This window comes from Marinibaculum pumilum (assembly GCF_042646425.1).
GTDB classification, from domain to species: Bacteria; Pseudomonadota; Alphaproteobacteria; order Ferrovibrionales; family Ferrovibrionaceae; genus Marinibaculum; species Marinibaculum pumilum.
This window is the reverse complement of the sequence record NZ_JBHRTR010000054.1, coordinates 628,309-655,148: the sequence shown is the minus strand read 5'-3', so window position 1 is coordinate 655,148 and position 26,840 is coordinate 628,309. Positions and strand designations below refer to the sequence as shown.

The window sequence follows — 26,840 nt, the reverse complement described above, 5'->3', positions numbered from 1 at the left end:
GCCCAGATATGATGCAGACGAAAGCCAAATGAGCGAGATCCAGTCGCATACGATTGCCGTCCTCGTCGACAACGAGGCCGGCGTCCTGGCCCGCGTGATCGGCCTGTTCTCCGGTCGCGGCTACAATATCGAGAGCCTGACGGTGGCGGAGGTGAATGCCGCGGAGAAGCTGTCGCGGATCACCATCGTGACCTCCGGCACCGCCATGGTGATCGAGCAGATCAAGGCGCAGCTGGAGCGCCTGGTACCGGTGCACAGCGTGTCGGACCTGACCGTGGAGGGGCCGCATGTCGCCCGCGAACTGGCGCTGATCAAGGTCGTGGGCCGCGGCGAGGCACGGGTGGAGTCCCTGCGCATCGCCGACATCTTCCGCGCGCGCGCGGTGGATTCCTCCACCGAGAGCTTCGTCTTCGAGATGACGGGTTCCACCGACAAGATCAACGCCTTCATCGAGCTGATGCGGCCGCTCGGGCTGGCCGACGTCTCCCGCACCGGCGTGGTGGCGATCAGCCGCGGCCCGGCGACACTGGCGATCGCGGCGGGCGAGGTCGCACCGGCGTCCGGCGGCACTGCCGCGGCGGCCGGCTGACGCCGACAGAATCAAGCGCCAACAGGACAATCAAGAAGGAGCAGAGACCCCGATGCGCGTCTATTACGATCGCGACGCCGACGTGAACCTGATCAAGTCGAAGAAGGTCGTCATCGTCGGCTATGGCAGCCAGGGCCATGCCCATGCCAACAACCTGAAGGAATCCGGCGTGGCCGAGGTGGCGGTTGCGCTGCGCGCCGGCTCCGCCACCGCGAAGAAGGCGGAGGGCGCCGGCCTGAAGGTGATGACGCCGGAAGAAGCGGCCGCCTGGGGCGACGTGGTGATGATGCTCACCCCCGACGAGCTGCAGGCCGGCATCTACGAGGAGAGCCTGGCGCCGAACATGAAGGAGGGTGCCGCGCTGGCCTTCGCGCACGGCCTGAACATCCACTTCAACCTGATCGAGCCGCGCGCCGACCTGGACGTCTTCATGATCGCGCCGAAGGGCCCGGGCCATACCGTGCGCAGCGAGTATCAGCGCGGCGGCGGCGTGCCCTGCCTGCTGGCGGTGCATCGCAACGCGTCCGGCAATGCCACCGAGATCGGCCTGTCCTATGCCTGCGCCATCGGCGGCGGCCGCGCCGGCGTGATCGAGACCAGCTTCCGCGAGGAATGCGAGACCGACCTGTTCGGCGAGCAGGTGGTGCTCTGCGGCGGCCTGGTGGAGCTGATCAAGGGCGGCTACGAGACCCTGGTCGAGGCCGGCTATGCGCCGGAAATGGCCTATTTCGAGTGCCTGCACGAGGTGAAGCTGATCGTGGACCTGATCTACGAGGGCGGCATCGCGAACATGAACTACTCGATCTCCAACACGGCCGAGTATGGCGAGTATGTCAGCGGCCCCCGCATCGTCACCGACGAGACCCGGGCGGAGATGCGGCGCGTGCTGGGCGACATCCAGTCGGGCAAGTTCGTGCGCGACTGGATGCTGGAGAACAAGGTCAACCAGACCTCGTTCAAGGCCATGCGCGCGGCCAGCGCCGGCCATGAGATCGAGCAGGTGGGCGAGCGCCTGCGCGGCATGATGCCCTGGATCGCCGCCAACAAGCTGGTCGACAAGAGCAAGAACTGACCAGCCGGCCCGGATTGCGGCCCGGACCCCTGTCCGGGCCGCGTCAGGCCGCCTTGTTCGCAACCCGCGAACAGGGCAGGATTGCCCAACAGAATTTCGCCAGCGCGACGCTTCGGCCCGTCGGCCGCATGACCGATCGGCGCGGCAGGGGAGGACAGCGCGGATGCATCCGTTCCATCACGCGAAGGCGATGCCGGAGAAGCCCGCCTATATCATGGCCGGCTCCGGCGAGGTGGTGACCTACGGCGAACTCGACCGCCGCTCCAACCGCTATGCGCAGCTGTTCCGGTCGAAGGGGCTGACCTTCGGCGACCACATCGCCATCGTGATGGAGAACAACGCCCGCTATTTCGAGGCCTGCTGGGGCGCGCAGCGTTCCGGCCTGTACTTCACCTGCATCTCTTCCCGCCTGACCGCGGGCGAGACGGCCTATATCGTCCGCGACTGCGGCGCGAAGCTGGTGATCGCCTCCGACGCGCTGCGCGCCATGGCGGCGGACCTGGTGCGGGAACTCGATGACGGGGTGCTGCCGCTGATCCTGGGCGGTGACCTGGAGGGCTGGACCCGCCTGGAACCGCTGCTGGAAGCGCAGCCGGATACGCCGATCGCGGACGAGATCGCCGGCGGCGACATGCTCTATTCCTCCGGCACGACGGGCCGGCCGAAGGGGGTGAAGGTGGCGCTGACCGGCGACGCGATCGACGCGATCCGCCCGCTGCACCAGGTGACGGCGAAGCTCTACGACATGTCGCCGGAGATGGTCTACCTGTCGCCGGCGCCGCTCTATCACGCCGCGCCGCTGCGCTTCAACATGCAGGTTCAGAAGATCGGCGGCACCTGCATCGTGATGGAGAAGTTCGACGCCGAATGGGCGCTGCAGCTGATCGAAAAGTACCGTGCGAGCCACAGCCAGTGGGTGCCGACGATGTTCGTCCGCATGCTGAAGCTGCCGCCGGAAGTGCGGGCGAAGTACGACGTTTCCAGCATGCGGGTGGCGATCCATGCCGCCGCCCCCTGCCCGGTGGAAGTGAAGCGGCAGATGATCGAATGGTGGGGGCCGGTGCTCTACGAGTACTATGCCGGGTCGGAGGGCAACGGCTTCTGCGCCATCACCTCCGAGGAATGGCTGGCCCATCCGGGCTCGGTGGGCCGGGCGCTGGTCGGCGAGCTGCACATCGTCGGCGAGGATGGCGCGGACCTGCCCATCGGCGAGGCGGGGCTGATATACTTCGCCAACGGCCCGGAATTCTCCTACCACAACGACCCCGGCAAGACCGCGGAGAGCAAGAACGAGGCGGGCTGGACCACCCTGGGCGATATCGGCCGGGTGGACGAGGAAGGCTATCTCTACCTCACCGACCGCAAGGCCTTCATGATCATCTCCGGCGGGGTGAACATCTATCCGCAGGAATCGGAGGATGTCCTGATCACCCATCCGAAAGTTGCGGATGTCGCGGTGATCGGCGTGCCCAACGAGGATTTCGGCGAAGAGGTGAAGGCTGTCGTGCAGCCGATGGACTGGGCCGATGCGGGCCCGGACCTGGCGGAGGAGCTGATGGCGCATTGCCGCAGGCAACTGTCTGCCGTGAAATGCCCCCGCAGCGTGGATTTCGAGAAGGAACTGCCACGCCATCCCACGGGCAAGTTGTACAAGCGCCTGCTGCGCGACCGCTATTGGGGAAATCGGGACAGCCGCATCGTCTGAACGCCTCTCCCGAGGGTGCGGGGCGGGCGCAAGAGGGGGAGAAACGCATGACCGAAGTCAGCGCCGGCACGCTTGCCGGCAAGGTGGCCGTGATTACCGGGGGCGCCAACGGCATCGGCCAGGAGGCGGTGCTGCGCTTCCTTGCAGCTGGCGCGGCCGTGGTCGTCGCCGACCTGAACGAGGCGAACGGCGCGCGCACGGTGGAGATGGCGCAGGCGCGCGGCGCGGGCGACCGGATCGCATTCCACCGCACCGACGTTGCGGAAGAGGCCGATGTCGAGGCGGCCGTGGCACTGGCCGTGGAGCGCTTCGGCAGCCTGGACTGCATGGTCAACAATGCCGGGGTCGGCGGCGCCTTCGGGCCGATCACAGATACCACTGTCGACGAATGGGACTTCACCTACCGGGTCCTGGTGCGCGGCGTCTTCCTGGGGATCAAGCATGCCGCGGTGCAGATGAAGCGGCAGGGCGGCGGCGGCACGATCATCAACACCGCGTCGATCGCGGGTCTGGGCGGCGGCGCCGGCGGCCATGCCTATTCCGGGGCGAAGGCGGCGGTGGTGAACATGACCCGCAGTATTGCCTGCGAACTGGCCCCGGCCCGGATCAGGGTCAACGCGATCGCGCCGGGCGGCATTATGACCGAACTGCTGCACCGCGGCGACATGCAGGCCGCCACCGACATGATGCTGGCCCGCCAACCCTGGCCGGAGCCGGGGATGCCCGGCCATATCGCCGACGGCATGGTTTTCCTGGCTTCCGATCAGTCGGAGTTCATCGCCGGCCAATGCCTGGTGATCGATGGCGGCCTGCTGGCAAGCGGGCCGAACATGTTCGGTTTCACCGGCGACAGCCCGCTGCTGCGCAAGGCCGGGCTGGACCAGGGCACTACAGGCGTGCCGATCGCGATCCGCAACCCCAGCGGCCGGTGAGCGCTATGGGCGACCCCGGCGGCGAGGGGGCAGATGGCGATGGCGGCGGAGAGCGGCCGGCGCCCGACTTCGATCCCGCGGCTCATGCCGGCGGGGCAGGGCGCTGGTTCGAGGATTTCGAGATCGGCGAGCGCTTCCCGATCCCGTCCCGGACCCTGACGGCGGCCCATTTCTCCGCCTTCCAGGCGGCCAGCGGCGACAACCACCCGATCCACTACGATGTCGCGTATTGCCGGGCGCGGGGGCATCGCGACCTGCTGGCCCATGGCTACCAGGTGGTGATCCTGGGCGCCGCAGGTGCCGGGCGCTTTCCGTTCGAGGTCGGCGACGCCCTGGTCGCCTTCCTCTCCCAGGACAGCCGCTTCCTGGCACCGGTCTATGCCGGTGACACCCTTTATCCGATGCTTGAACTGGTCGAGAAGGTGCCGCGCCGGACCACCGGCACGGTCACCCTGGCCCTGACGATTCGGAACCAGGACGGCACCCTCTGCCTGGAAGGCCGGCAGAGCTACCTGGTGCGCCGCCGGCCGGCCGCCGTCGGGTGACCATCGCGGTGACGGCCACTCGCCGGGGCGATGGCGGCGGCCAGGCAGCCGTCCGCACCGGCGCAACCGGCTGCCACCGGTCTGACCGCTGGTAGGGCCAACGGGAAGGGGCCCGGCCCTGGGGGCCGCAGTGGCCGGTTCCGCCCTCTCCGCGGTGACGAATCCTTAGGGAATCCCTAGGAGAATCAGCCGGAGCCGGGCGAGATTTCCGGTTGCGACCCATCGGGCATCAGCGTACAAGATATATGAAGGAGCGCGCTGGTCGTGGGTTCTGCGGGGCGTCATTCACGCGTCATCTGCGGTCTGTCCAGTAACTGACAGTTGCGATTAGGTTTTTGGGGATTGCGGCCTTTCGCCGATCGGATCGTGGATCCCGCCCGTCGTACCGGAACTACCGGCCCCCGGGGCCGATCGGCCGCCGGCAGGGCGGTGGATCCTGTCAGATCGTCCCTGCCGGAAACGACCCGGTGGCAATGGTGACCCGGCACCGCCCGAAGTGGCGAATCGAGGCGAATCGCAAGTGCGATTCGGAGATCGAACCGCCGGACGGGGCGCTGGATGAACGGGCCTCGGGACGGGTGAGCCGCCAGGTGGGTCGGCCGTCAAGTAGGTCGGCCTCCAAGTGGGCTGGCCATCCGGTGAGGAGGCCAACGAGTAAGCGGGCCATCGGATATCGGTTCGGGTGGTCACCGGCTGCGGAACAGAACAACAGGCGGGGCCCGCAATCGGCGGGGCCGGCTTCTTTTTTGGGTCGCATGCGTGCGGTCCGGGTCGTGGCTATGCCGGGACCGGGCCGGGTGACGGATAGGGAAGTCCGGGCAGGCTGTCCGGATGCAGGTTGGGCGACAGGCCCGGATCGGGCGATCCCGGTCGGGTGAACTCGGGGCTGCTGGCGCTGTGAGCGGGAATGGCAAGGCATAGATGTTCTCTCGTCTGCTAGGTGTGCTGTCGGCCGACATGGCCATCGACCTCGGAACGGCCAACACCCTGGTCTACGTGAAGGGGCGCGGCGTCGTTCTGAATGAGCCGTCGGTGGTGGCGATCGTCAGCCATCGGGGCAAGAAGCAGGTGCTCGCCGTCGGCGACGAGGCGAAGCTGATGCTGGGCCGCACCCCCGGCAATATCGAGGCGATCCGCCCCTTACGCGACGGCGTGATCGCCGATTTCGAAGTCGCGGAAGAGATGATCAAGCATTTCATCCGCAAGGTTCACAACCGGCGTTCCTTCGCCAGCCCGCAGGTGATCATCTGCGTGCCGTCCGGTTCCACCGCGGTGGAGCGGCGGGCGATCATGGAAAGTGCGGAGAGCGCGGGCGCGCGCCGCGTCTACCTGATCGAGGAGCCGATGGCCGCGGCGATCGGTGCCGGCCTGCCGGTGACCGAGCCGACCGGGTCGATGGTCGTCGATATCGGCGGCGGCACCACCGAGGTGGCGGTCCTTTCGCTGGGCGGCATCGTCTATTCACGAAGTGTAAGGGTCGGCGGCGACAAGATGGACGAGGCGATCATCGCCTATATCCGCCGCAACCATAACCTGCTGATCGGCGAGTCCAGCGCCGAGCGGATCAAGAAGCAGATCGGTTCCGCCTGCCCGCCGGAAGACGGCGACGGCGCGACCATGTTGATCAAGGGGCGGGACCTGATGAACGGCGTGCCGAAGGAGCTGGTGATCAGCCAGCGGCAGATCGCCGAGAGCCTGGCCGAACCGGTCAGCGCGATCATCGAGGCGGTGAAGGTGGCGCTGGAACATACCGCGCCGGAACTGGCCGCGGACATCGTCGACAAGGGCATCGTGCTGACCGGCGGCGGCGCCCTGCTCGGCAATCTGGATTTCGTCCTGCGCCATGCGACCGGCCTGCCGGTCTCCATCGCCGACGAGGCGCTGAGCTGCGTGGCACTGGGCACCGGGCGTGCGCTTGAGGAGATGAAGACCCTCAAGCACGTGCTCTACAACCCGATCTGACACCGGCGCGGCCGGCCGCTGGGGGGCGGCGGGTCGGCAGAACGGCAAGGATCGGAACTGCGGGTTCCCGCCGGGCAAACAGCGGCGGCGGGGGATCGGGGCATTTGGGGGAACCTGATCGGGAGAAAGAGCGTCAGGCGGCAAGTTTCGAGCGGGATAACAGGGACAGATGCGTATCCGCGAGACCAAAGTGATGCATCATGCCATGCCCCTCCGGGCGTGGGGGCATCGTCTCGCCTTCGTGCTGTTCGTCGCCGCCGCGATCGCCCTGATCATCCTGAGCCGTGTCGACCATAGCCTGACAGACCGCCTGCGGCAGAGCGTCCTCGACGTCTTCGCCCCCGCCATCACCTTCATCCAGGAGCCGGTCGGCGCGGTGAACCGCGGCGTGGCGGAGGTGCGCGCCTGGATCGCCCTGCGCGACCAGAACGCCGCCCTGCTGGAGGCGAACCGCCGGCTGCAGCACTGGCGCGACGCCGCGCTGCGGCTGGAGCAGGAGAACAACCAGCTGCGCGACCTGCTGCTGACCAGCAAGGAGCCGCTGCAGAACTTCGTCACCGCGCGCGCCATCGGCGATCCCGGCGGCCCCTTCGTCCGCACCCTGATCCTGCGCACCGGCGTCGACGCCGGCATCGACAAGGGCGACCCCGTGCTGGGCGACAACGGCCTGGTCGGCCGGGTGATCACCGTGGGCCGGACTTCGTCGCGCGTGCTGCTGCTGACCGACCTGAACAGCCGTGTACCGGTGCTGATCGCCGACAGCCATGTGCGCGGCATCCTCACCGGCGACAATACCGCCGAGCCGCGGATCGCCTTCCTGCCCCAGTCGGCCGAGGTCGCCAGGGATGACCGGGTCGTCACCTCCGGCGATGGCGGGCTGTTCCCGCCGGGCCTGGTGGTCGGCCGGGTGACGGAGGTCGCGGACGGCCTGGTGCGGGTGGCGCTGGCGACCGACATCGCGCGGCAGGAATTCCTGCGGGTGCTGAAATACACGCCGCTGGTGGTCGATCCGGTGCCGCAGCCCGACCTGGCCGGGCCGATGCGGATGCTGGCGCCGCTCTGGGGCGCGGCGAAGGACGCGCCGGCGACGGGACAGAGCTGCGACGGCCCCTCGGGCGCGGCGGCCGGTACCGGCAACGGCATCCCGCTGCCCGCGCAGCGGCCGGCCGATGCACGGGGCGCAGAGGCATTGGGCGGCGGGACCGGAGCGCCGCCCGCGGCCGCGATGCCGCGTCAGGCAGCGGCGCGCTAGGGCCCGGCGATGGGAGAGACCCTGCCCCCGCAATGGCGCCGCAACCTGATCCAGGTGGTGCCGATGGTGATCACCCTGGCGCTGATCATGCTGGGCGCCGCGCCGGCGCAGAGCAGCGCCGCGGTGCCGGTAACGCCGATGCTGGCGCTGATGAGCATCTACTACTGGAGCGTCTACCGCCCGGAATGGCTGTCGGCGCCGGTGGTGTTCTTCCTGGGGGTGATCGCGGACTGCCTGCTGGGCGGCCCGCTGGGGCTGAACGCGATCCTCTACCTGTTCGCCTATGGCATCACCACGTCGCAGCGGCTGATCCTGCAGAGCCGGCCGTTCCCGATCGCCTGGCTGGCCTTCGGCATGGTCACCCTGACCTGCACGGCGCTGTCCTGGGCGATCGGCTGCCTGTTCTATGGCAACCTGTTCGACCCGCTGCCCTTCGCGGTGCAGGCGCTGCTGACGATCCTGCTGTTTCCCCTGGTCGCGCGCGCCTTCATCTGGGCGGAAGTGCGGCTCGCCCGGCTCGCCTGACCGGCGCCGTGGCCCGGAACCGGTCCCGAGGAAAGGCCCCTTAGGAAAGCCCGATGCCCTATCAGGAGACGGTCCAGCACAAGCAGTACACCCGCCGCACCCTGGTGGTCGGCGCGGCGCAGGTGGCGCTGCTCGGCGCGCTGGGCGCGCGCCTCTACCACCTGCAGGTGGTGGAGCAGGACCGCTACCAGCTGCTGGCGGAGGAGAACCGCATCAACCTGCGCCTGCTGGCGCCGCCGCGCGGCCGGGTGCTGGACCGTTTCGGCGTCGAGCTGGCCAGCAACCGGCGCAATTACCGCCTGCTGCTGGTGGCGGAGGAGGCCGGCGACCCGGCGGCGGTGATCGACAAGGTGGCCCGCCTGGTGCGACTGGAGGAGCGGCAGATCGAGCGGGTGCTGCGCGAGGTGCGGCGGCGGCGCAAGTTCGTGCCGGTGGAGGTGGCGAGCAATCTGGACTGGGACGACTTCGCCCGCATCAACGTCAACACCCCCGACCTGCCGGGCATCCACATGGAGGTGGGGGAGACCCGCGACTATCCGCTGGGCCCGGTCTTCGCCCATGTCGTCGGCTATGTCGGCGCGGTGTCGGAAAAGGAGATCGGCGGCGATCCGGTACTGGAGCTGCCGGGCTTCCGGATCGGCAAGACCGGGATCGAGCGGATCTACGACGTGGCGCTGCGCGGCCGTGCCGGCGACAGCCAGGTCGAGGTGAACGCCTATGGCCGGGTGATCCGGGAACTGTCGCGCACCGAGGGCAAGCGTGGCGACGACCAGATGCTGACCATCGACGCGGCGCTGCAGAACTACATCGTGAAGCGGCTGGAGGGGGAGAGCGCGGCCGTCGCGGTGCTGGACGTGCATGGTGGCGATGTTGTCGCCCTGGTCTCCAACCCCTCCTTCGACCCGAACCTGTTCAATGTCGGCATCAGCCAGCGCAAGTGGCAGGAATATTCCTCGTCGAAATACAAGCCGCTGATCAACAAGGCGATCCAGGGCAGCTATCCGCCCGGTTCAACCTACAAGATGATCGTCGCCCTGGCGGCGCTGGAGGCCGGAGCCGTCAAGCCCGACACGACGGTCACCTGCCGCGGCATGATGCAGCTGGGCAAGGGCAAGTTCCATTGCTGGAAGAAGTGGGGCCATGGCCCGGTGGCGCTGCACCAGGCGCTGGAGGAGAGCTGCGACGTCTATTTCTACGAGCTGGCCAAGCGCCTGGGTCCCGACCGGATCGCCGCGATGGCGATGCGTTTCGGCCTGGGGGAGAGGACCGGCATCAACCTGCCGGGCGAGCGCGAGGGCATCATCCCGACCAAGGCCTGGAAGGAGGCGGTGATCGGCCGTCCCTGGCTGCAGGGCGAGACCCTGGTCGTCTCCATCGGCCAGGGCTATGTGGAAGCCACCCCGCTGCAGCTGGCGGTGATGGCCGCCCGGCTCGCCAATGGCGGCTATGCGGTGGTGCCGCGGATCGTGCGCCCGCGCGCGGCGCTGGAGAGCATGTCGGACGACCGCCCGCCGCCGCAGCCGGGCAGCTATGACGGTCCGCCGCCCTTCCCGAAGATCGACGTGAAGGCCGCCAACCTGCGCCTCGTGCAGGAGGGGATGTGGGGCGTGGTGAACAAGCAGAACGGCACCGCGAACAAGTCCCGGCTGGTGGAGACCGAGGTGCCGGAAGGCGTGGAGATGGCCGGCAAGACCGGCACCAGCCAGGTGCGTCGCATCACCATGCGCGAACGCGAGCGCGGCGTGCGGAAGAACGAGGAGAAGCCCTGGGAGGAGCGGCACCACGCGCTGTTCGTGGCCTATGCCCCCTATGACGCGCCGCGCTATGCCCTGGCCGTGGTCGTGGAGCATGGCGGCGGCGGCTCGTCCGCCGCGGCACCGGTGGCCAAGGACATCATGACCGAGGTGCTGCGCCTCGACCCGCTGAGCCCGCGGCCGCGTGGCGAACTGGCGCGGCGCGCGACCCCGGTCGAGCGCGGCTGAGCGGCCGCGCCCGGCGGCATCACGACGGAGGCGGCGCGTTGGCGCATCTGAACATCGACCAGGAGCCGGAAATCCCGTTTTCCCGCCGGATGTGGGAGATCAACTGGGGGCTGGTGCTGCTGATCCTGGCAGTCGCCTCGGTGGGCTTCCTGATGCTGACCTCGGTCGCCGGCGGCGAGGTCGATCCCTGGGCCAGCCGCCAGCTGATGCGCTTCGGCGTCGGGCTTGTGGTGATGCTGGCGATCGCCATGGTCGACATCAAGTTCTGGCTGCGCTGGGCCTATGTGATCTATGGCCTGTCGCTGCTGGCGCTGATCGGCGTGGAAGTGATGGGCGAGATCGGCATGGGCGCGCGGCGCTGGATCGCGCTGGGCCCGTTCCAGTTCCAGCCGTCGGAGGTGATGAAGCTGGCCCTGGTGCTGGCGCTGGCGCGCTATTTCCACGGCCTGAGCTACGAGGATATCGGCCGCCTGCGCTGGCTCCTGGTGCCGCTGGCCCTGGTGGCCATGCCGGTGATGCTGGTGCTGCGCCAGCCGGACCTGGGCACGGCGCTGATGATCCTGATCGCCGCCGGGCTGCTGTTCTTCGCTGCCGGCGTGCGGCTGTGGAAGTTCGCCCTGGTGATCGTGGTGATCCTGTCCACCATGCCGGTGGCGTGGGAGATGCTGCACGGCTACCAGAAGCAGCGGGTGATGACCTTCCTGAACCCGGAGACCGACCCGCTGGGCTCCGGCTACCACATCCTGCAATCGAAGATCGCGCTGGGCTCCGGCGGCGTGTTCGGCAAGGGCTATGCCCAGGGCACGCAGAGCCAGCTGTCCTTCCTGCCGGAGAAGCATACCGACTTCATCTTCACGACCTTCGCCGAGGAGTTCGGCCTGGCCGGGGCGATCGGCCTGCTGGGCCTCTACGGTTTCGTCCTGGCCTACGGCTTCGCGATCGGCATGCGGGCCCGCAACCAGTTCGGGCGCCTGATCGCCTTCGGCGTTACCTGCCTGCTGTTCATCTACGTCTTCATCAACATTGCAATGGTGACAGGGCTGGTGCCCGTCGTGGGCGTGCCGCTGCCCCTTGTATCCTATGGCGGGACATCCATGATGACCCTTCTGGCGGGCTTCGGCCTCGTCCTCTGCGTCTGGGTGCATCGCGACGCGATCGTGCCGCGCCGGCCCGGCCGTCTGGTCGACTGAAGGCCGGCCGGCGGACGACTGGACGACCTGGAAAGGGATGACCGTGGGCGCAGCCGCCCCGCCAGCAATGATGTCACCAGCGGAAGGCGGGACCCCCATGCGCGACCTCTTCGACCTCAGCGGCAAGACGGCGGTCATTACCGGCTCCAGTCGCGGCATCGGAAAGGCGATCGCCAGGCTGCTCGCCGCCTACGGGGCAGAGGTGGTGATCTCCAGCCGCAAGCTCGACGCCTGCAAGGCGGTGGCGCAGGAGATCGAGGCGGAGGGCGGCAGGGCAGAGGCGCTGGCCTGCAACATCACCGAGAAGTCGGAGATCCAGAACCTCGTCGCCTCCACCCGCAAGATCTTCGGCAAGATCGACATCCTGGTCTGCAATGCCGCGGTGAACCCGCATTTCGGCTCGTCGCTGGAGATCCCCGACGACGCCTTCGACAAGGTCATGCAGTGCAACATCCACAGCAATCTGTGGCTGGTGCAGGCGGTGGCGCCCAAGATGATCGAGCGCAAGGACGGCGCGATCATCATCGTCTCCTCGATCGGCGGCTTTCTGGGCAGCCCGGTGCTGGGCGCCTATGCGATCTCCAAGGCCGCCGACATGCAGATGGCGCGCAACCTGGCGACGGAGCTGGGCCCCCACAACATCCGGGTGAACTGCATCGCGCCGGGCCTGGTGCGCACCGACTTCGCCCGCGCCCTGTGGGAGGACGAGGCGCGGCGCAAGAAGCGCGAGGCGCAGACCCCGATGCGCCGCCTGGGCGAGCCGGAGGATATCGCCGGCGCCGCGCTCTACCTCGCCTCCCGCGCCGGCGCCTGGACCTGCGGCCAGACGATCACCGTCGACGGCGGCTATACCATCGACAACAGCTGATCCGGCTGCGTTCAGGCCGCGCGGAGAGCTGTTGCGGTGCCGGTCATTTTTCCGGGTCGGGCCGGTAGGCCCAGACACGGCGTCCGGCCAGCACCCACAGGGCCAGCGGCAGGACCGCGATCGGCGCCGCCCACATGGCATGGCCGGGCCCGGCCAGGTCGGTCAGCCAGCCGCCGAGGAAGGCCCCCACCGGCACGCTGCCCATGAAGCCCAGCTGGAAGGTGGCCAGCACCCGCGCGCGCTCCCGCGGCGGCGCCAGCTGCTGCACCACCGTGCGGCTCATGCTGGCGGAGATTCCGGCGATGCCGCCCCAGACCAGCATCAGCGCGAACATCCATGCCGTCGGCGGCGCGAAGGAGGCGATCAGCATGCAGCCCGACGAGCCCAGGATCGACAGCAGCAGGGCGCGGCCGGGATGGCTGAGCGGGCCGAAGCGGATGATCGCCGCCATCATGATCACGCTGCCGGTGGCCCAGACCGCATAGAAGGCGGCGAACTGCTCGGCGCTGCCATAGGCGTCGCGCACCAGGACCGGCAGGATCGCCAGGAAGCCGCCGACATAGAAGAAGCCGACGAAGGCGCCCATCGCCACGACGGTGCGGATGGTGGCATGGCCGGCGACAAGCCGCAGGCCGTTGCCGATGGCGCGCAGCGGCGCCTCCCGCTGGCCGGGCTCCGGCGGGGCGGGGTGCAGCATGACGGCCGACAGCACGCCGAAGGCCAGGATCGCGACTTGGATGCCCAGCACCGGGATCAGGCCGACCAGGCCGGTCAGGCCGGCGGCCAGGGTGCCGCAGAGCTGCGGCCCGTACTGCAGGGCGATGGTCATCAGCACCATGCGCTGGATCCGCCCGCCGGCGATCCGCGCCAGCAGCCCGTCGCGTGCCGGCTGCAGGAAGGCCATGATCGTCCCCATTGTCAGGCCATAGGCGATGATCGGCCAGAAGGTCAGCACGCCGGCCCCTTCCAGCAGGGCCACCACCGCCGGCGGGACCAGGGCGGCGGCATGCAGGACGATCATGATCCGGCGCAGGTCGTAGCGGTCCGCCACCGCGCCGCCGACCAGCAGGAACAGCAGCAGCGGCAGCCAGAGGGAGGCCTGTGCCATGCCGATGCGCAGCGGGCTCTCGTTCAGCAGGAAGGCGGTGATCCAGGGGAAGGTGACCGCCTGGATACCGAAGGCGGCGAACCAGCTGCCGATACCCGACAGGTACCAGAACTGCTGCGCGGGCGAGGCGGCCGGTGCCGCAATGTCGGTCGCGCGCCCGGCCTGCGTACCGGTGCTGGCGGGGGGGCTCGCCGGGGTGCTGCCTGGGGTGCTCGCTGGAGATCGGTCTGGACTGGACATGCGGTGCGGATGCTACGCCCGGCCGGCGGATCGCGCCAATGGTCGGACCGCCAACGCGCGCTCATGGCGGCCATGCATCGATCCCGGTCGAATTTGCGGCCTGGGGTATCGACAGCCCCGCCGGCATTTGCTAAAGACCCGCCTCCGACCGGTGGCCGGCCCCGTGCCGCGCCGCCCCGGCGGGCGCATAGCTCAGTTGGTAGAGCAGCTGACTCTTAATCAGCGGGTCCAAGGTTCGAGTCCTTGTGCGCCCACCACCTTCTCCCTGTCCGACCCGGACAGGCAGGTGGCCGGCCCCCTCGCCGCACGGCGATGGCGGGGCCGGGTCCAGTCTCTCCCCCTCCGCATTCTTCGCCACCCGGTTTGCCCGGGCGCCGCGCCGCTTGGAACCGCCACCGCGCGGTGCCTGTTGATATCGCGGGTCTTGCGACAGCCGCTCGACAGTTCCGTGTCGCGGCCGGTCGCGGGCCGGGGTGCGGTTTGGGCAGGCATCTGCCGTCACGGACGTCTTGCGACAGCGACGGCGGCCGGATAGCGGCGTCCTGCAGACTGGATTGTTGGAGGAGAGCCGGGATGCGTACCCTTCTTGACCGTTTGCGGCGCCAACCCATCGGCGAAGCCCTGCGCGACGCGCGCATTGAGATCCATCGCGACCGCCAGCGCGAGCTGGTGCAGCGCGCCCTGAACGGTCAGCGCGTCTATGACGAACTGGAACGGTCCTGCCGGGCCCTGGCCAGGGCGAGCCGCACGCATCGCGGGACCGCCCGGCAGGCCTGACATACCCATCGCCGCCGGGCCCATCGCCGCCGGGCTTCCGCCTCCCGCTTTGGCCCGGCGGCATGCCGTGACCTAGACTGCCTCTCCCGCCCAGTCGGATACGCCGCGGGGGCGTATCCGGCGGACGGTTGCGGAGAGGCCGGAATGAAATCAGCCAGCAGGACGTTGCCTATGCCGGGCCGCCGCGAGCGGGCGCCAGGGGGCCGGGCCGTGATCCTGATCCTCGCAATGGCCAGCGCCATAAGTTCCGGCCCGGTGCATGCCGCACAATCCAGCGCCGGCAGCGGGCTGAGCACCGCCACCCTTGCGCGGGAATGCGATCCGGCCCTGCGCGCGGAGCAGCCGCTGGACGCCTTCCCGTTCTGCAGCGGCTATCTGCTGGGGATCATCGACGGCATCGTCATCGCGCGCCGCGACGGGGCCGCTCCCCATTTCTGCCCGCCGGAGGACGGGCTGACCACGGCGCAGCTGCTGCCGCTGTTCCTGGGCTGGACGAAGGACCATCCCGGCATGGCCACGCAGCCGGCCCGCCGCAGCATGCGCCAGGCGCTGCTGGCGGCCTATCCCTGCAGGGCGGAATGAACGGGCCGGGCCCGAGCGACAGGTCGTGGTCTGATGGGGCGGTCGCCCAGATCGCCGCTGACCAGCGGCGCTCTGCCGACACCCACCTGATCCGGCTCGACCTGCCGGCCCTGTCGGCGGGGCCGGACGGGGTCGACATCTACATGAAGGACGAGAGCACCCATCCGACCGGCAGCCTGAAGCACCGGCTGGCGCGCTCCTTGTTCCTGTACGGCCTGTGCAACGGCCTGATCCGCGAGGGCGCGGCCGTGGTGGAGGCCTCTTCGGGGTCCACCGCGGTGTCGGAGGCCTATTTCGCCCGCATGATCGGCGTGCCGTTCTATGCGGTGATGCCGCGCAGCACCTCGCCGGAGAAGATCGCCGCGATCGAGCATCAGGGCGGCATCTGCCATTTCGTCGACAGCCCGTCGGCGATCTATGCCGAGGCGGAGGCCCTGGCACGCCGGCTGGGCGGCCACTACCTGGACCAGTTCACCTTCGCGGAGCGGGCGACCGACTGGCGCGGCAACAACAACATAGCGGAATCGATCTTCGAGCAGATGGCGGCGGAGCGGCACCCGGTGCCGCGCTGGATCGTGATGGGGGCGGGCACCGGGGGCACCTCCGCCACCATCGGCCGTTATATCCGCTATCGCGGCCTGCCGACCCGGCTGTCGGTGGTCGATGTGGAATTCTCCGCCTTCTTCGACGGCTATCGCAATCGTGACGGACACGCGGTCAGCGACCGCGGGTCGCGCATCGAGGGGGTGGGCCGGCCGCGGATCGAGCCGTCCTTCCTGCCGGCGGTGATCGACCATATGGCGAAGCTGCCGGACGCCGCCTCGCTGGCGGCGATGCGGGTGCTGTCGCGCCGCATGGGCCGGGCGGTCGGCGGCTCCACCGGCGCCAATTTCCTGGGCCTCTGCCTGATGGCGGACCGCATGCGCCGCGACGGCGGCGGCGCCATCGTCAGCCTGATCTGCGATTCCGGCGAGCGCTACCGCCACAGCTATCATGCCCCCGACTGGCTGACCGCGCAGGGCTTCGACACCGCGGCGACCGAGGCGGCGATCGAGCGCTTCCTGGACGGCGGGCCGCTGGCGCTGGAGGTCGCGGAGGCCTGGGGCGCGGGCGATGCCGCAACGCCATAGCCGTCGCCCGAGCCTGCGCGCACGACCATGACCCGCACATGACCCGCAGCTATCATTTCATCGGCGATGTCCACGGCCTGCCCGATGCCCTGGAGCGTCTGCTGGCGGTCCTGGCGCCGGCGGCCGGCGACCTCGTCGTGCTGCTGGGCGACCTGCTGGACAAGGGGCCGGATTCCGTCGGCGCGGTGCGCCTGGCACGCGAACTGGCAACGGGCGCGGCGCACGGCCTGATGCTGCTGGAGGGCAATCACGAGGACCTGTACCGGCGCTACCGCCGCAACCGCGAACTGCGGCCGGACACCGCCGCGGCGCAGGCCGCGCGTCATCCCGGGCTGGCCGCGGTGCATGACCGGCTGTCGGCGACCGATATCGACTTCCTGGATGCCGCCCTGCCGTTCCTGCGGGTGCCGGCGCATGGCCTGTTGGCCCTGCATGGCGGCATACCGGGCGACATGCGCAGCTTCCCGCCGGATGCCGGGGCGGTGGCGCGGATGACGGCCGGCCAGAGGCGGCGCTTCAATGCTGTCCTGCGCACCGGCCATGTCTCCGCCGCCGACGGCCGCTACCTGATGTCCGGCCATGAGGGGCCGGGCGATCCGTTCTGGGCCGATATCTATGACGGCCGCTTCGGGCATGTGATCTTCGGGCATATCCCCTTCATGGACGGCCCGGCGATCTTTCCGCATGCGACCGGGCTGGACACAGGCGCGGTGCAGGGCGGCCGCCTGACCGCGCTGTCGGTGGGCCCCGACGGCAGCCGCCGCTTCGCGGCGGTGCCGGGCCGATAGCCTCAGCCGAAGATGACCTCGGGCAGCAGCGCGCTGACGGTGTAGTTCGGCACGTCGACGACGTTGCTGACATGCAGGTCGCAAGCGACGGAGCAGATCACATAGGCCTGCTCGCGGCTGAAGCCGCGCTCCTGCAGCAGGGCGATCATGTTGAGCAGCGCGTTGCGGGCGGCGAGGGTCAGGTTCTCGCCGTCGATCTCTCCGTCTTCGGTGAAGGGCATGCCCATTGCCGCCAGCACGGTGCCGGTCTTCAGCGGCTCGGGCTGGGTGATCTCCTGCCGGAAGGAATACACGGGTGCGTTGATGTGCTGGCGCTTCGCCGCCAGGCCCTTGTGCAGCTTGAAGCGGACGGCCGCCGTGGCACCCATCTCGACCGCGGTGACGCAGACCTCGCCATCGCCCTGCGCGAAATGCCCGTCGCCGACGGAGAACAGCGCGCCGTCGACATAGACCGGCAGCAGGAGCTTCGATCCCTTCGTCAGCTGCTTGACGTCGAAATTGCCGCCATGCTCCCGCGGCGGCAGGGTGCGCAGGCCTTTCAGGCCGCAGCCGCCGCCGGGAATGGCGCCGGCGCCGTCGGGCGGGAAGACCATGCCGCCGCGGTCGATCAGCCGCTGCTCGCGGTCGGTCCATTCGACCAGCTTGTCATGGCTGGGCGCGGTGGCGGAGATGCCCATGAACGGGGCGCCGGGGATGCGCACGCCGGGGATCTGCTCCGATGTCGCCCAGCCGTCGGCGATCTTCCAGTGCGCCAGGAAGGGCGTGTCGATCACGTCGCGCAGGAAGCCCAGCCCCGGCATGATGCAGGAGAAGGCGTAGGGCTGTGCCTCGATCTCGAGGAACTCCACCTCCAGCGCGTCGCCGGGTTCCGCCCCCTTCACGAAGACCGGTCCGGTCAGCGGGTGGATGCGGCCGGAATCGAGGTTCGGGAAGTCGTCGACCGTGGTGCTGCCGGTGATCTGGCCGTCCAGGCCGTCGCGGCATTCCAGAACCACCTCCTCGCCCTCCGCGACCTCCAGCACCGGCGGGATATCGGGATGGTAGCGGTTGTGGCCGCAGCCCGGCTGTTCCGCCAGGCCCTTGCTGCGGTCGATCCTGATGGCGTGCATCCGGCCCTCCTGTCGCGATCGGCGGCAGCGGCGCAGCGGCCGTAAGCAGCCGGAGTTTGCAGTGCAAAAAAATACTGTAGCGGCGATTGCAGTGCAGCGGAAGCGGCAGCGGATCGCATCAACGGCGGATGAAGGTCTCCAGCGCAGGCAGCGGCACCGGGCGGCTGAACAGATAGCCCTGGCCTTCGTCGCAGCCATGCTGGTGCAGCAGCTGGGCCTGGCTGCGGGTCTCGATCCCCTCCGCCGTGACGGCGAGGCCGAAGGTCCGGCCCAGCGACAGAATGGCGTCGACGATGGCGCAATCCTCCGGTGAATCGTCCAGGTCGGCGACGAAGCTGCGGTCGATCTTCAGCCGGGTGAGAGGAATGCGCTTCAGCATGCTGAGGGAGGCATGGCCGGTGCCGAAATCGTCGAAGGCGATGCCGCAGCCCAGCCTGCGGATCTCCTGCAGCCCCGCGTGCAGGCCGGCGTCGTTGCGCAGGATGACGTTCTCGGTCACCTCGATCTCCAGCCGTTCCGGCGGCAGGTCGTGGCCGGCCAGCGCCGCGCGCAGCAGGTCCGGCACGCCACCGGTGCGGAACTGGGCGGCGAACAGGTTGATGGCGATGCGCAGGGAATGGCCCTGCGCATGCAGCCAGGCGGCGTCGGCAACGGCCTGGCGCACCACCCAGTCGCCGACGGCCAGGACGGTCGCGGTGCGCTCCAGCACCGGGAAGAAGGCCCCGGGTGCCAGCAGCCCGCGCTTCGGGTGGCGCCAGCGCAGCAGGGCTTCCGCGCCCATCACCGCGCTGCCGGCCAGGCTGAGCTGCGGCTGGTAGTGCAGCTCGAACTCGCCGGCCTCCACGGCGCGCCGCAGCTCCAGGTCCATGGTCTGCCGGGCGGCGACCTCTTCCGCCAGGCGCGGCAGGTAGAATCGGGTCAGGGCGGGCGCGGCCGCCTTGGCATCGTGCAGCGCCAGGTCGGCATGGCGCATCAGGTCCTGCGCCGAGGCGGCATCCCGCGGCGCCAGGGCGATGCCGATACTGCCGCCGACGGGCACCGGATGTCCCTCCACCAGGAACGGCTCTGCCAGCAGCGCCTGCAGCCGCTGCGCCAGGGCGGCGGCGGCATCCGGCCGGGTGACGTCGGGCGCCAGCAGGGCGAACTTGTCGCCGCTCAGGCGAGCGACGAGGTTGCGGCTGTCGGCGAAGCCGTCGCGCAGCCTGCGGGCGATCTGGACCAGCAGCAGGTCGCCCAGGCGGTGGCCCAGGGTGTCGTTGGCGAGCTTGAAGCCGTCGATGTCCAGCAGCAGCAGGGCGACCGGATGCCCGTCCTGCAGCAGGGTGTCGGCCTGCAGGGCGACCAGGCGACGGTTCGGCAGGTCCGTCAGGCCGTCGTAATGGGCCTGGTGGAACAGCCGCTCCTGCTGCATCCGCTTCTCCGTCACGTCGCGCAGGGTGCCGAGCATGCGCACCGGACGGCCGTGGATGTCGAAGATCGCGCGTGCCGTGCAGGCCGCCCAGCGCGGCGCCTCCGCCGCTGCGGCGTGGATGCGGAACTCCAGGTCCAGCGCGCCGTCGGCGGTGCCGGCGATCGCCGCGCGCCGCGCCGCATGAAAGCGTTCGGCATCGTCGCCATGCAGATGACGCCAGGCGATTGCGTCGTCCAGTTCCATCGCCTCCGGGCCATGGCCGAGAATCGCCGCGGCGAGGTCGGAGCACCACAGGCTGCCGCCGGCCAGGTCCAGGTCCCAGATCCCCAGCGCCGTGCTGCGCAAGGCCAGGCGCAGGCGCTCCTCGCTCACCGCCAGGGCATTCTCCGCCGCCACCGAATCCTCGATATCGACCACGGTGCCGATCCATTCGCGCACCTTTCCCTCGGCATCGAGGAGCGGCCGGCCGCGACCGAGGGACCAGCGATAGCTGCCATCCAGATGCAGCAGCCGGTAGCGTGCCTCGAACGGGGCGGCGGTGCGCAGCGCTTCCCGCCACAGGGGGCGCACGCGTTCCCGGTCGGCGGGATGCAGATAGGCCAGCCAGCCTTCCGCGCCCTGCGCCACCCCCTGCGGGTTGCGGCCATAGTCAATGGTCCAGGCGTTCGGGCTTAGCGGCGCCCCGTCGGGCCCGGCGCGCCAGATCGCCAGGCCGTGGATCTCCCGGATGGCATGGATCTGCTGCTCGCTGACGACGCTCTCTGCCGGTTCATCGGCGCCGCTCCGGAAGAAGGCCCCGGCGCCCTTCAGCATGCCGGCCTCCGCCGCGACCGGCCGCCGCGAACGATGCAGGATCGCCGCCCCGGGCCGGTTCTCGCTTTCGCGCCGGTCGGTCCATCGCGGTCTCGCGGGCGGCAGCATGTCATAGGCGCCATTCTGGAAAATTCAATACGACATTCGATGATATGCTACCGGTCATGGGCGGGCCGACCAAGGCGCTTGGCATTACGCGATCGCGGATGATGGCGGCCGGGAAGCGGCGATTGTGACGAGGATCAACGTGCGGGTGCCGTTCGCTGTCCTACCCTGGGACATTGCGTCCGCGGCGCAGCGGCGGGACGGGCATCCGGGCGTCCCCGGGGGTGACGGCACGAGAGCAGGCATGGTTCGTTTGGGCGGCAGCGAGGGGCCGGGTCCGTGACATCGAAAAGCAAGACCGTCCGGCCGGCCGTCGCGCTGCCGGAGATCCTGGGCCTGCAGGCGGTGGTCGAGGCGATGCCGGTCGCAATGTCCTGGGCGAGCCTGGAGAATGCGCGGATCCTGTTCATGAACGCGAAGTTCCGCGATCTGTTCGGCTATGACCTGGGGGATTTCGAAACCGTGCAGGACTGGGTCGACGGCGCCTATCCGGTGGCCGCCCAGCGCGACCGTGCGACAGCGACCTGGATCGACACATTCGGCCGCTGTGCCCTGCAGCCGCGCGAGATCGCGCCGGTCGAGGTCGATGTCCGCTGCAGGAACGGCAGGATCCGGACCGTCATTCATGGCGGCGCCCTGGTGCCGGAAGCCGGCCTGGCGGTTGCCACCTTCGTCGATATCAGCGAGCGCAAGCGGGACGAACAGCTGATCCGCCATCTGGCGGAGGCCGATCCGCTGACCGGCCTGCACAACCGCCGCGCCTTCGAGGTGCATCTGGCTCATGCGGTGACCGAGGCGCGGCTTGCCGGACAGCCCATGCACCTGCTGGTTCTGGACCTGGACCATTTCAAGGCGGTCAACGACAGGCTCGGCCACCAGAACGGCGACCTGCTGCTGAAGACGGCGGGGGCGCGGATTGCCGCCAGCGTCCGCTCCAGCGATCCTGTCGCGCGGTTCGGCGGCGACGAATTCGGCGTGATCCTCATGGGATCCGCCACGCGGGAACAGGTCGGCCAGATCTGCCGGAAGATCACCGATGCGATGGCTGCGCCCGTCCTGCTGGCGGGGGAGCAGATCACGATCGGCGTGTCGATCGGCGCAGCCCGCTTTCCCGACGACGCAGCGGACCAGGACGCCCTGTTCGAGGCGGCGGATCGTGCCCTCTACCGGGTGAAGCGCGGCGGCCGCGGGCACTGGCGCTTCGCGGGGGCCGGCGACATCGCCCGCTAGCCGGACCGCCCTGCGGTGCAGCGACCGGAACGATCTGGCGGCGGCAACCGTTCAAGCGGAGCGGCTGCGCGGAGAAGCCCGCCCGCGCGCCGCCGGATCGCCCGGCGACGCCCGGCACCACGGTGCAGGGCTGTTCCTTCCCGGGTCGGGCGGCCGCGACGGACGGGCCGGAGCCGCCATTGGCACTGAAAGGTTTGAAGAAGGCCGCCCGCAGGCTGTCGCGTCCCGTCCGTTTCGGGCGCGGGGCACCCGATACCGCGATCCTGCCCTACCGCGGCTATGGCACGGCGGAACTGTTCCATGTCACCGGCCGCGTCTTCCGCCAGCCCACATTCGGCGCGCACCTGCCGAGCGACGCGCGGCGCTGGTACCTCGATCTCCTGCGGCGCTTCCTGCGTCGCGGCCTGGGCGATTGCGAACTGGTGGCGACCTGCCTGGGCACGGAGCAGCGGATCCGGACCGACCGCTACGGCTATTTCGACCTGCAGCTGAGCCCGGCCCGGCCGCCCCCGGACGACCGTCTGTGGCACCGGGTGGACGTCACCCTGATCGAGGACGGCAGGCCGCGGCATAGCGCCTATGCGGAGGTCTATGTGCCGCCGCCGGCCAGCCGCTTCGTGGTGGTCAGCGATATCGACGACACGGTGGTGCTGACCGGCGTCGGCAACGCGCTGGCGATGATGTGGCGGCTGTTCGTGCAGAATGCGCGGGCACGCACGGCGTTCCCGGGCGTGTCGGCGCTGTATCGCGGCCTGCACGGGCCGGACCACAACCCGATCCTCTATGTCTCGCGCGGGCCGTGGAGCCTGTACGAGGTGCTGGGCGAATTCTTCGAGATCAACGATATCCCGGTCGGCCCGATCCTGTTCCTGCGCGACTGGGGGCTGACCCTGCAGCACCCGCTGCCACGCCGGGCCCGCGACCACAAGCTGGCGCTGATCCGGCAGATGCTGAAGGTCTACGACAGCCTGCCGGCGCTTCTGATCGGCGACAGCGGCCAGCACGACCCGGAGATGTACGCCCGCATCGTCGCGGAGCATCCGGGCCGCGTGATGGCGGTCTATATCCGCGATGTCAGCCACAGCGCCGACCGGGATACGGAAATGGCGGAACTGTCGGCGGCGCTGGATGCCGCCGGCAGCGAACTGGTCGTGGCACGGAACAGCCTCGCCTTCGCGCGCCATGCGGCGGCGAACGGCTGGCTGTCGGCCGAGGCGCTGCGCGAGGTGGCCGCGGATGCCTTCGCCCGCCCGGCGCCCGAGTGAGCGGGGGATCAGTCGGTGAAGACCACGGTCTTCGCGCCGTTCATCAGCACCCGGTCCTCCAGGTGGTAGCGGACCGCGCGGGCCAGCACCCGGCGCTCGATGTCGCGGCCCTTGCGGACCAGCTGCTCGGGGGTGTCGCGATGGCTGATCCGTTCCACGTCCTGCTCGATGATCGGCCCCTCGTCCAGGTCGGCGGTGACATAGTGGGCGGTGGCACCGATCAGCTTCACGCCGCGGGCATGGGCCTGGTGGTAGGGCCGCGCACCCTTGAAGCCCGGCAGGAAGGAGTGGTGGATATTGATGCAGCGCCCGTGCAGCTTCGCCGACAGGTCGTCGGACAGGATCTGCATGTAGCGGGCCAGCACCACGAGGTCGGTGCCGCTTTCCCGCACCAGGTCGAGCAGCTTCGCCTCCTGCGCGGACTTGGTGTCCTTCGTAACCGGCAGATGGTGGAAGGGCAGGCTGCCCAGGTTCAGATGGGCATAGGTCTCCGCCGGGTGGTTGGCGACGATGCCGGCAATGTCCATCTCCAGCTCGCCGGTGCGCCATCGGTACAGCAGGTCGGCCAGGCAATGGTCGAACTTTGAGACCAGCAGCATGACGCGGCGGCGGTCGGTGCGGTCGCGCAGCAGCCAGGTCATGCCGAAGCTGTCCGCCAGCGGCGCGAAGCGGCTGCGCAGGCTGTCACGATCCGTGTCGCCCTGCACGATTGTGAACAGGATCCGGGCGAAGAAGCGGCCGGTCTCCAGGTCGTCGAACTGCTGCGCGTCCAGGATGTTGCCGCCAGCCTCGTACAGCCAGCCGGTCACGCGGGAGACGATGCCGGGCCGGTCGGGGCAGGCCAGGGTGAGAACGAATTCGCCGGGTTGCACGTCGGACCCTCACAGCATGTGGCGCAGCGGGCCCTTCCCATAGTCGCACGCGCCGCCGGGCGCAACGGCAGCAGCCGGTGAGGGGCCGACAGTCGGTGCGGCGGCCGGCAGCGCGTGCGGAGCGGCGTCAGTCGTACTTCTTGGCCAGCAGGTCGAGCGCGGCGTTCACCGCGTCGCTGGAGCATTTGCTGGCGTCCTCGATGCGGCCCGCCAGGACGCGCCGCTTGAAGCCGCTGGAGAGGATGTCGGCGATCTCTTCCGGGGTCTTGCTGTCGGCCTTCATGCGTTCCTCGACGGTGCTGGAGATGGACTCCGGCGCGCATTTGTCCTGGGCCAGGGCCGGCGCAATGCCGGCCAGCAACACCGGCATGCCGGCGGCAAGAAGCAGACAGGAGAGGGGCGGCGGGAATCGCAGGGTCATGGTGACGAGGGTCCTTCTGGCTGGCCCCATGCGCGGGTCGGAGCGGGCAGGGGCTGGTGAGGCGCGGATCCTAGTGCATTGCGGCCCCGCCTGCCTGCACGAAGCGATGACGGCCTGGCGATTGGCGGCGCGCGGGCTCAGGACGGCGGTGCGGCGTCGAACAGCACCGTCACGACGGCACCATCGTCGTTCGCCAGCTCGATGCGCCCCTGCAGGCCTTCCATGATCCGCTTGCAGATGTAGAGGCCAAGGCCGGTGCCGCTCATGGAGCCATCGCCGCTGAGCTGGCTGTCGCGGTCGGTGTTGAAGGGTGTGCCGAAGCGCTGCAGCACCGTCTGGCTGAAGCCTTCCCCGTTGTCGCGGACGCGGAAGCCGCGCAGGGCGGTGGCGCGATCGCCCGCTTCCGCCGGGCCGCCCTCATCGCCGGCGGAGCCCTCCCGGCCCGCGATCGCCTCGATGGCGATGAGGCCGCCCTCGGCGGGTACGAAGCGGCTGGCATTCGCCACGATGTTCAGCAGCACCTGGCGCAGCGCCCGTTCGTTGGCCAGCACCGGCAGGCTCGTATCGAAGCCCGACATGTCGAAGGTGACCCCGCCGGGCAGCCGTTCCCGGAAGGAGCGCACCACGTTCTGCACCACCGGCGACAGGTCCGTGGGCCGCCGCTGTGCCGGCTCGGTGTCCAGATCCAGGCGGGAGACATCGAGGATGTCGCTCAGGATCGCCAGCAGATGCGCGCCGGCGGAGCCGATATCGTCGACATATTCGCGGTACTTCTGATGGCCGAGCGGGCCGAAGGTCTCCAGTTTCATCATCTCCGCGAAGCCGATGATGCCGTTCAGGGGCGTGCGCAGCTCGTGGCTCATATTGGCCAGGAACTCAGTCTTCGAACGGTCGGCCAGCGCCGCCTGCCGGGCTGCGGCCTGCGCCCGGACCGCGGCGGCCTCCGCCTCCAGCTTCGCCCGCTCCAGGGCGCTGAGGTCGCGGACGATCGCGATCAGGACGGTCTCCCCGCGCAGTTCCGCCCGGCCGATGGAGGCGGCGATCGGGAATTCGCTGCCATCGCGCCGCCGCCCCATCACCACGCGGTCCTGCGCCATGGCGGCCTGCATGTCCGGGCCTGCCGCGAACCGCTCGACATGGTCGCGGTGGGCGGCGCGGTGTTCCTCCGGAACCAGCAGGTGCAGCGGGCGGCCGATCAGGTCGGCGGGCTGGTAGTCGAACAGGCGGGCACAGGTCCGGTTGATCCGGGCGATCGTCTGGTCGGGGCGCACCACGATGATGCCGTCGGGCGCGGCCTCCACCAGGGCGTCCACCATGTCCAGCTGCGAGGCGGCGCGGACCGCCCGGCCGTGCAGGCGCCGCAGGGACAGCAGGGTCCCGGCCTCCAGCCGCTCGACCTGATCGAGGCTGTCGGTGCGGAAGGGGATCGCGCCGTCCGGCGCCAGGCGGTGCAGCCTTGCCTCCGCCCGGGCGAGGCGGCTGCGGGTGCGCAGGACGAGCAGCAGCCAGACCGCCAGCGCAACCGCCAGTCCCTGCATCGCGGTCCAGGCCATGACCTCCAGCGGTCCTGCAGGGAAGCCAGCAAGCAGCGCCAGACCGCCGGACAGCAGACCAAGGGCGGTGCCGCTGAGAACCGCCCATCCCAGTCCCCGCTTCAGGTCCGGACCCAGGCCCCGTCCCCGTCCCTGTTTACCTCCCTGCTTCCGGCCCGGCGACCGCCGGGGACCGGCGAGCCAGCGGCGGACCCGCATGCCCGGGGTGAAGGCGTGGGTGGCATCATTCATGCGGCATTCCGGTCACTCCCCTCGCGGCGCCGGTACCCGTGGCGACCGGGCGGCGCCGCAATGTCGCCGGCCGGTCAGTCGATCGCGCAGACTTTCACGAGATTCGTGGAGCCTGGCGTGCCGAATGGGAATCCCGCGATCGCGACAACCCGGTCGCCGCTGCCGGCCATGCCCGCCTGGCGGACGAGGCGCGCCACGATGCCGTCGACCTCCTCGATCGCGAAGGCGTCGCGATCGACGATCGGCGTCACCCCCCACATCAGGGTGACCCGCCCGGCGATCCGTTCGTCGGGCACCACGGCCGCGATCGGCACCGGCGGCCGTTCACGGCTGGCGCGGGCGGCGCTGGTGCCGGTGGTTGTGAAGGCGACGATCGCCCGCGCCGAAATCTCGGCGGCCAGAGACACCGCAGCCGCGGTGACCGCATGGGGCACGGTCATCGGATGGCCCGGCGGCGTGGCCGCGAGCTGCCGGCGGAAATCGGGATGGTGTTCGGTGGCGCGGATGATCCGGTCCATCACCGCCACCGCCTCCACCGGATAGCTGCCGGCCGCGGTCTCCGCGGACAGCATGACGGCATCGG

General features: G+C 69.6%; 24 protein-coding genes and 1 tRNA gene. 18 read left to right on the top strand and 7 right to left on the bottom strand.

From position 1 onward, the window contains the following. Nucleotides 1–28 precede the first annotated feature (28 nt). From ilvN to ACFOGJ_RS29875, 11 genes are all read left to right on the top strand, one after another. Complete coding sequence (gene ilvN, locus ACFOGJ_RS29925; protein ID WP_379906995.1) at nucleotides 29–589, top strand: acetolactate synthase small subunit; 561 nt, start codon at nucleotides 29–31, stop codon at nucleotides 587–589. Between the two features lie 52 nt (nucleotides 590–641). After that, nucleotides 642–1,661, top strand: a complete 1,020-nt coding sequence (ilvC, locus tag ACFOGJ_RS29920; protein ID WP_379906994.1) for a ketol-acid reductoisomerase — start codon at nucleotides 642–644, stop codon at nucleotides 1,659–1,661. 163 nt (nucleotides 1,662–1,824) lie between these two features. Then, nucleotides 1,825–3,366, top strand: coding sequence for an acyl-CoA synthetase (locus ACFOGJ_RS29915; protein ID WP_379906993.1), 1,542 nt, complete (start codon nucleotides 1,825–1,827; stop codon nucleotides 3,364–3,366). A 47-nt stretch (nucleotides 3,367–3,413) separates the two neighbouring features. Further along, on the top strand, nucleotides 3,414–4,298 hold the full coding sequence (locus ACFOGJ_RS29910) for an SDR family NAD(P)-dependent oxidoreductase (protein ID WP_379906992.1): 885 nt from the start codon (nucleotides 3,414–3,416) through the stop codon (nucleotides 4,296–4,298). Between the two features lie 5 nt (nucleotides 4,299–4,303). Further along, complete coding sequence (locus ACFOGJ_RS29905; protein ID WP_379906991.1) at nucleotides 4,304–4,843, top strand: MaoC family dehydratase; 540 nt, start codon at nucleotides 4,304–4,306, stop codon at nucleotides 4,841–4,843. A gap of 921 nt (nucleotides 4,844–5,764) precedes the next feature. Beyond that, complete coding sequence (locus ACFOGJ_RS29900) at nucleotides 5,765–6,805, top strand: rod shape-determining protein (RefSeq protein ID WP_379906990.1); 1,041 nt, start codon at nucleotides 5,765–5,767, stop codon at nucleotides 6,803–6,805. Nucleotides 6,806–7,010: 205 nt separating this feature from the next. Beyond that, nucleotides 7,011–8,057 carry a rod shape-determining protein MreC gene (gene mreC, locus ACFOGJ_RS29895; protein ID WP_379906989.1) on the top strand — a complete coding sequence of 349 codons (1,047 nt, stop codon included), beginning with the start codon at nucleotides 7,011–7,013 and terminating at the stop codon, nucleotides 8,055–8,057. A 9-nt stretch (nucleotides 8,058–8,066) separates the two neighbouring features. Further along, on the top strand, nucleotides 8,067–8,582 hold the full coding sequence (gene mreD, locus ACFOGJ_RS29890; protein ID WP_379906988.1) for a rod shape-determining protein MreD: 516 nt from the start codon (nucleotides 8,067–8,069) through the stop codon (nucleotides 8,580–8,582). Nucleotides 8,583–8,635: 53 nt separating this feature from the next. Next, nucleotides 8,636–10,564 carry a penicillin-binding protein 2 gene (mrdA, locus tag ACFOGJ_RS29885; RefSeq protein WP_379906987.1) on the top strand — a complete coding sequence of 643 codons (1,929 nt, stop codon included), beginning with the start codon at nucleotides 8,636–8,638 and terminating at the stop codon, nucleotides 10,562–10,564. Nucleotides 10,565–10,653: 89 nt separating this feature from the next. After that, nucleotides 10,654–11,754 carry a rod shape-determining protein RodA gene (gene rodA, locus ACFOGJ_RS29880; protein WP_379907089.1) on the top strand — a complete coding sequence of 367 codons (1,101 nt, stop codon included), beginning with the start codon at nucleotides 10,654–10,656 and terminating at the stop codon, nucleotides 11,752–11,754. A gap of 97 nt (nucleotides 11,755–11,851) precedes the next feature. After that, the gene (locus ACFOGJ_RS29875; protein WP_379906986.1) at nucleotides 11,852–12,622 is read left to right on the top strand and encodes an SDR family NAD(P)-dependent oxidoreductase; all 771 of its coding nucleotides are present in this window, start codon (nucleotides 11,852–11,854) and stop codon (nucleotides 12,620–12,622) included. Between the two features lie 43 nt (nucleotides 12,623–12,665). Here ACFOGJ_RS29875 and ACFOGJ_RS29870 read toward each other — a convergent pair whose 3' ends face one another. Next, entirely contained in the window at nucleotides 12,666–13,970 is a 1,305-nt protein-coding gene (locus ACFOGJ_RS29870; protein WP_379906985.1) for an MFS transporter, read from the bottom strand. A gap of 181 nt (nucleotides 13,971–14,151) precedes the next feature. Here ACFOGJ_RS29870 and ACFOGJ_RS29865 point away from each other — a divergent pair. From ACFOGJ_RS29865 to ACFOGJ_RS29845, 5 genes are all read left to right on the top strand, one after another. Further along, nucleotides 14,152–14,227 (top strand) — tRNA-Lys (locus tag ACFOGJ_RS29865). Nucleotides 14,228–14,543: 316 nt separating this feature from the next. After that, a complete protein-coding gene (locus tag ACFOGJ_RS29860) occupies nucleotides 14,544–14,747 on the top strand; it encodes a hypothetical protein (protein ID WP_379906984.1) in 204 nt (67 codons plus the stop codon). 210 nt (nucleotides 14,748–14,957) lie between these two features. Further along, entirely contained in the window at nucleotides 14,958–15,329 is a 372-nt protein-coding gene (locus ACFOGJ_RS29855; RefSeq protein WP_379906983.1) for a Rap1a/Tai family immunity protein, read from the top strand. After that, nucleotides 15,326–16,459 (top strand): PLP-dependent cysteine synthase family protein, encoded by a 1,134-nt coding sequence (locus tag ACFOGJ_RS29850; protein WP_379906982.1) that lies wholly within the window; start codon nucleotides 15,326–15,328, stop codon nucleotides 16,457–16,459. The genes ACFOGJ_RS29855 and ACFOGJ_RS29850 overlap by 4 nt, the downstream gene beginning before the upstream one ends. Nucleotides 16,460–16,497: 38 nt before the next feature. Next, entirely contained in the window at nucleotides 16,498–17,247 is a 750-nt protein-coding gene (locus ACFOGJ_RS29845; RefSeq protein ID WP_379906981.1) for a metallophosphoesterase, read from the top strand. Nucleotides 17,248–17,249: 2 nt separating this feature from the next. Here ACFOGJ_RS29845 and ACFOGJ_RS29840 read toward each other — a convergent pair whose 3' ends face one another. Continuing rightward, complete coding sequence (locus tag ACFOGJ_RS29840; protein WP_379906980.1) at nucleotides 17,250–18,356, bottom strand: acetamidase/formamidase family protein; 1,107 nt, start codon at nucleotides 18,354–18,356, stop codon at nucleotides 17,250–17,252. A gap of 118 nt (nucleotides 18,357–18,474) precedes the next feature. After that, nucleotides 18,475–20,580 carry a putative bifunctional diguanylate cyclase/phosphodiesterase gene (locus ACFOGJ_RS29835; RefSeq protein WP_379906979.1) on the bottom strand — a complete coding sequence of 702 codons (2,106 nt, stop codon included), beginning with the start codon at nucleotides 20,578–20,580 and terminating at the stop codon, nucleotides 18,475–18,477. A gap of 384 nt (nucleotides 20,581–20,964) precedes the next feature. Between ACFOGJ_RS29835 and ACFOGJ_RS29830 the strand changes: the two genes are divergently transcribed. Together ACFOGJ_RS29830 and ACFOGJ_RS29825 are read left to right on the top strand one after the other, a co-directional pair. Next, nucleotides 20,965–21,915 carry a diguanylate cyclase domain-containing protein gene (locus ACFOGJ_RS29830; protein ID WP_379906978.1) on the top strand — a complete coding sequence of 317 codons (951 nt, stop codon included), beginning with the start codon at nucleotides 20,965–20,967 and terminating at the stop codon, nucleotides 21,913–21,915. A gap of 179 nt (nucleotides 21,916–22,094) precedes the next feature. Beyond that, nucleotides 22,095–23,180, top strand: coding sequence for an App1 family protein (locus ACFOGJ_RS29825; RefSeq protein WP_379906977.1), 1,086 nt, complete (start codon nucleotides 22,095–22,097; stop codon nucleotides 23,178–23,180). Between the two features lie 8 nt (nucleotides 23,181–23,188). Here the strand turns inward: ACFOGJ_RS29825 and purU are convergent, their stop codons facing one another. The 4 genes from purU to ACFOGJ_RS29805 all read right to left on the bottom strand — a co-directional run. Continuing rightward, the gene (gene purU, locus ACFOGJ_RS29820; RefSeq protein ID WP_379906976.1) at nucleotides 23,189–24,052 is read right to left on the bottom strand and encodes a formyltetrahydrofolate deformylase; all 864 of its coding nucleotides are present in this window, start codon (nucleotides 24,050–24,052) and stop codon (nucleotides 23,189–23,191) included. A 127-nt stretch (nucleotides 24,053–24,179) separates the two neighbouring features. After that, entirely contained in the window at nucleotides 24,180–24,473 is a 294-nt protein-coding gene (locus ACFOGJ_RS29815; protein WP_379906975.1) for a hypothetical protein, read from the bottom strand. A gap of 137 nt (nucleotides 24,474–24,610) precedes the next feature. Further along, nucleotides 24,611–26,257, bottom strand: coding sequence for a sensor histidine kinase (locus tag ACFOGJ_RS29810; protein WP_379906974.1), 1,647 nt, complete (start codon nucleotides 26,255–26,257; stop codon nucleotides 24,611–24,613). Nucleotides 26,258–26,331: 74 nt separating this feature from the next. Next, nucleotides 26,332–26,840 (bottom strand): pyruvate kinase alpha/beta domain-containing protein (locus ACFOGJ_RS29805; RefSeq protein ID WP_379906973.1); only part of this gene is annotated, 509 nt, incomplete at its 5' end.

Excerpts from the sequence above, each read along its gene's own strand:
- ACFOGJ_RS29910 (WP_379906992.1), top strand. The coding sequence starts at position 3,414 with ATGACCGAAGTCAGCGCCGGCACGCTTGCCGGCAAGGTGGCCGTGATT.
- ACFOGJ_RS29905 (WP_379906991.1), top strand. The coding sequence starts at position 4,304 with ATGGGCGACCCCGGCGGCGAGGGGGCAGATGGCGATGGCGGCGGAGAG.
- ACFOGJ_RS29835 (WP_379906979.1), bottom strand. The coding sequence starts at position 20,580 with ATGCTGAAGGGCGCCGGGGCCTTCTTCCGGAGCGGCGCCGATGAACCG.
- ACFOGJ_RS29870 (WP_379906985.1), bottom strand. The coding sequence starts at position 13,970 with ATGTCCAGTCCAGACCGATCTCCAGCGAGCACCCCAGGCAGCACCCCG.
- mreD (WP_379906988.1), top strand. The coding sequence starts at position 8,067 with ATGGGAGAGACCCTGCCCCCGCAATGGCGCCGCAACCTGATCCAGGTG.
- ACFOGJ_RS29840 (WP_379906980.1), bottom strand. The coding sequence starts at position 18,356 with ATGCACGCCATCAGGATCGACCGCAGCAAGGGCCTGGCGGAACAGCCG.
- ACFOGJ_RS29845 (WP_379906981.1), top strand. The coding sequence starts at position 16,498 with ATGACCCGCAGCTATCATTTCATCGGCGATGTCCACGGCCTGCCCGAT.
- ACFOGJ_RS29815 (WP_379906975.1), bottom strand. The coding sequence starts at position 24,473 with ATGACCCTGCGATTCCCGCCGCCCCTCTCCTGTCTGCTTCTTGCCGCC.
- mreC (WP_379906989.1), top strand. The coding sequence starts at position 7,011 with ATGCCCCTCCGGGCGTGGGGGCATCGTCTCGCCTTCGTGCTGTTCGTC.
- ACFOGJ_RS29900 (WP_379906990.1), top strand. The coding sequence starts at position 5,765 with ATGTTCTCTCGTCTGCTAGGTGTGCTGTCGGCCGACATGGCCATCGAC.
- ACFOGJ_RS29915 (WP_379906993.1), top strand. The coding sequence starts at position 1,825 with ATGCATCCGTTCCATCACGCGAAGGCGATGCCGGAGAAGCCCGCCTAT.
- ilvN (WP_379906995.1), top strand. The coding sequence starts at position 29 with ATGAGCGAGATCCAGTCGCATACGATTGCCGTCCTCGTCGACAACGAG.
- ilvC (WP_379906994.1), top strand. The coding sequence starts at position 642 with ATGCGCGTCTATTACGATCGCGACGCCGACGTGAACCTGATCAAGTCG.
- ACFOGJ_RS29850 (WP_379906982.1), top strand. The coding sequence starts at position 15,326 with ATGAACGGGCCGGGCCCGAGCGACAGGTCGTGGTCTGATGGGGCGGTC.
- ACFOGJ_RS29860 (WP_379906984.1), top strand. The coding sequence starts at position 14,544 with ATGCGTACCCTTCTTGACCGTTTGCGGCGCCAACCCATCGGCGAAGCC.
- ACFOGJ_RS29810 (WP_379906974.1), bottom strand. The coding sequence starts at position 26,257 with ATGAATGATGCCACCCACGCCTTCACCCCGGGCATGCGGGTCCGCCGC.
- rodA (WP_379907089.1), top strand. The coding sequence starts at position 10,654 with ATGTGGGAGATCAACTGGGGGCTGGTGCTGCTGATCCTGGCAGTCGCC.
- ACFOGJ_RS29875 (WP_379906986.1), top strand. The coding sequence starts at position 11,852 with ATGCGCGACCTCTTCGACCTCAGCGGCAAGACGGCGGTCATTACCGGC.
- mrdA (WP_379906987.1), top strand. The coding sequence starts at position 8,636 with ATGCCCTATCAGGAGACGGTCCAGCACAAGCAGTACACCCGCCGCACC.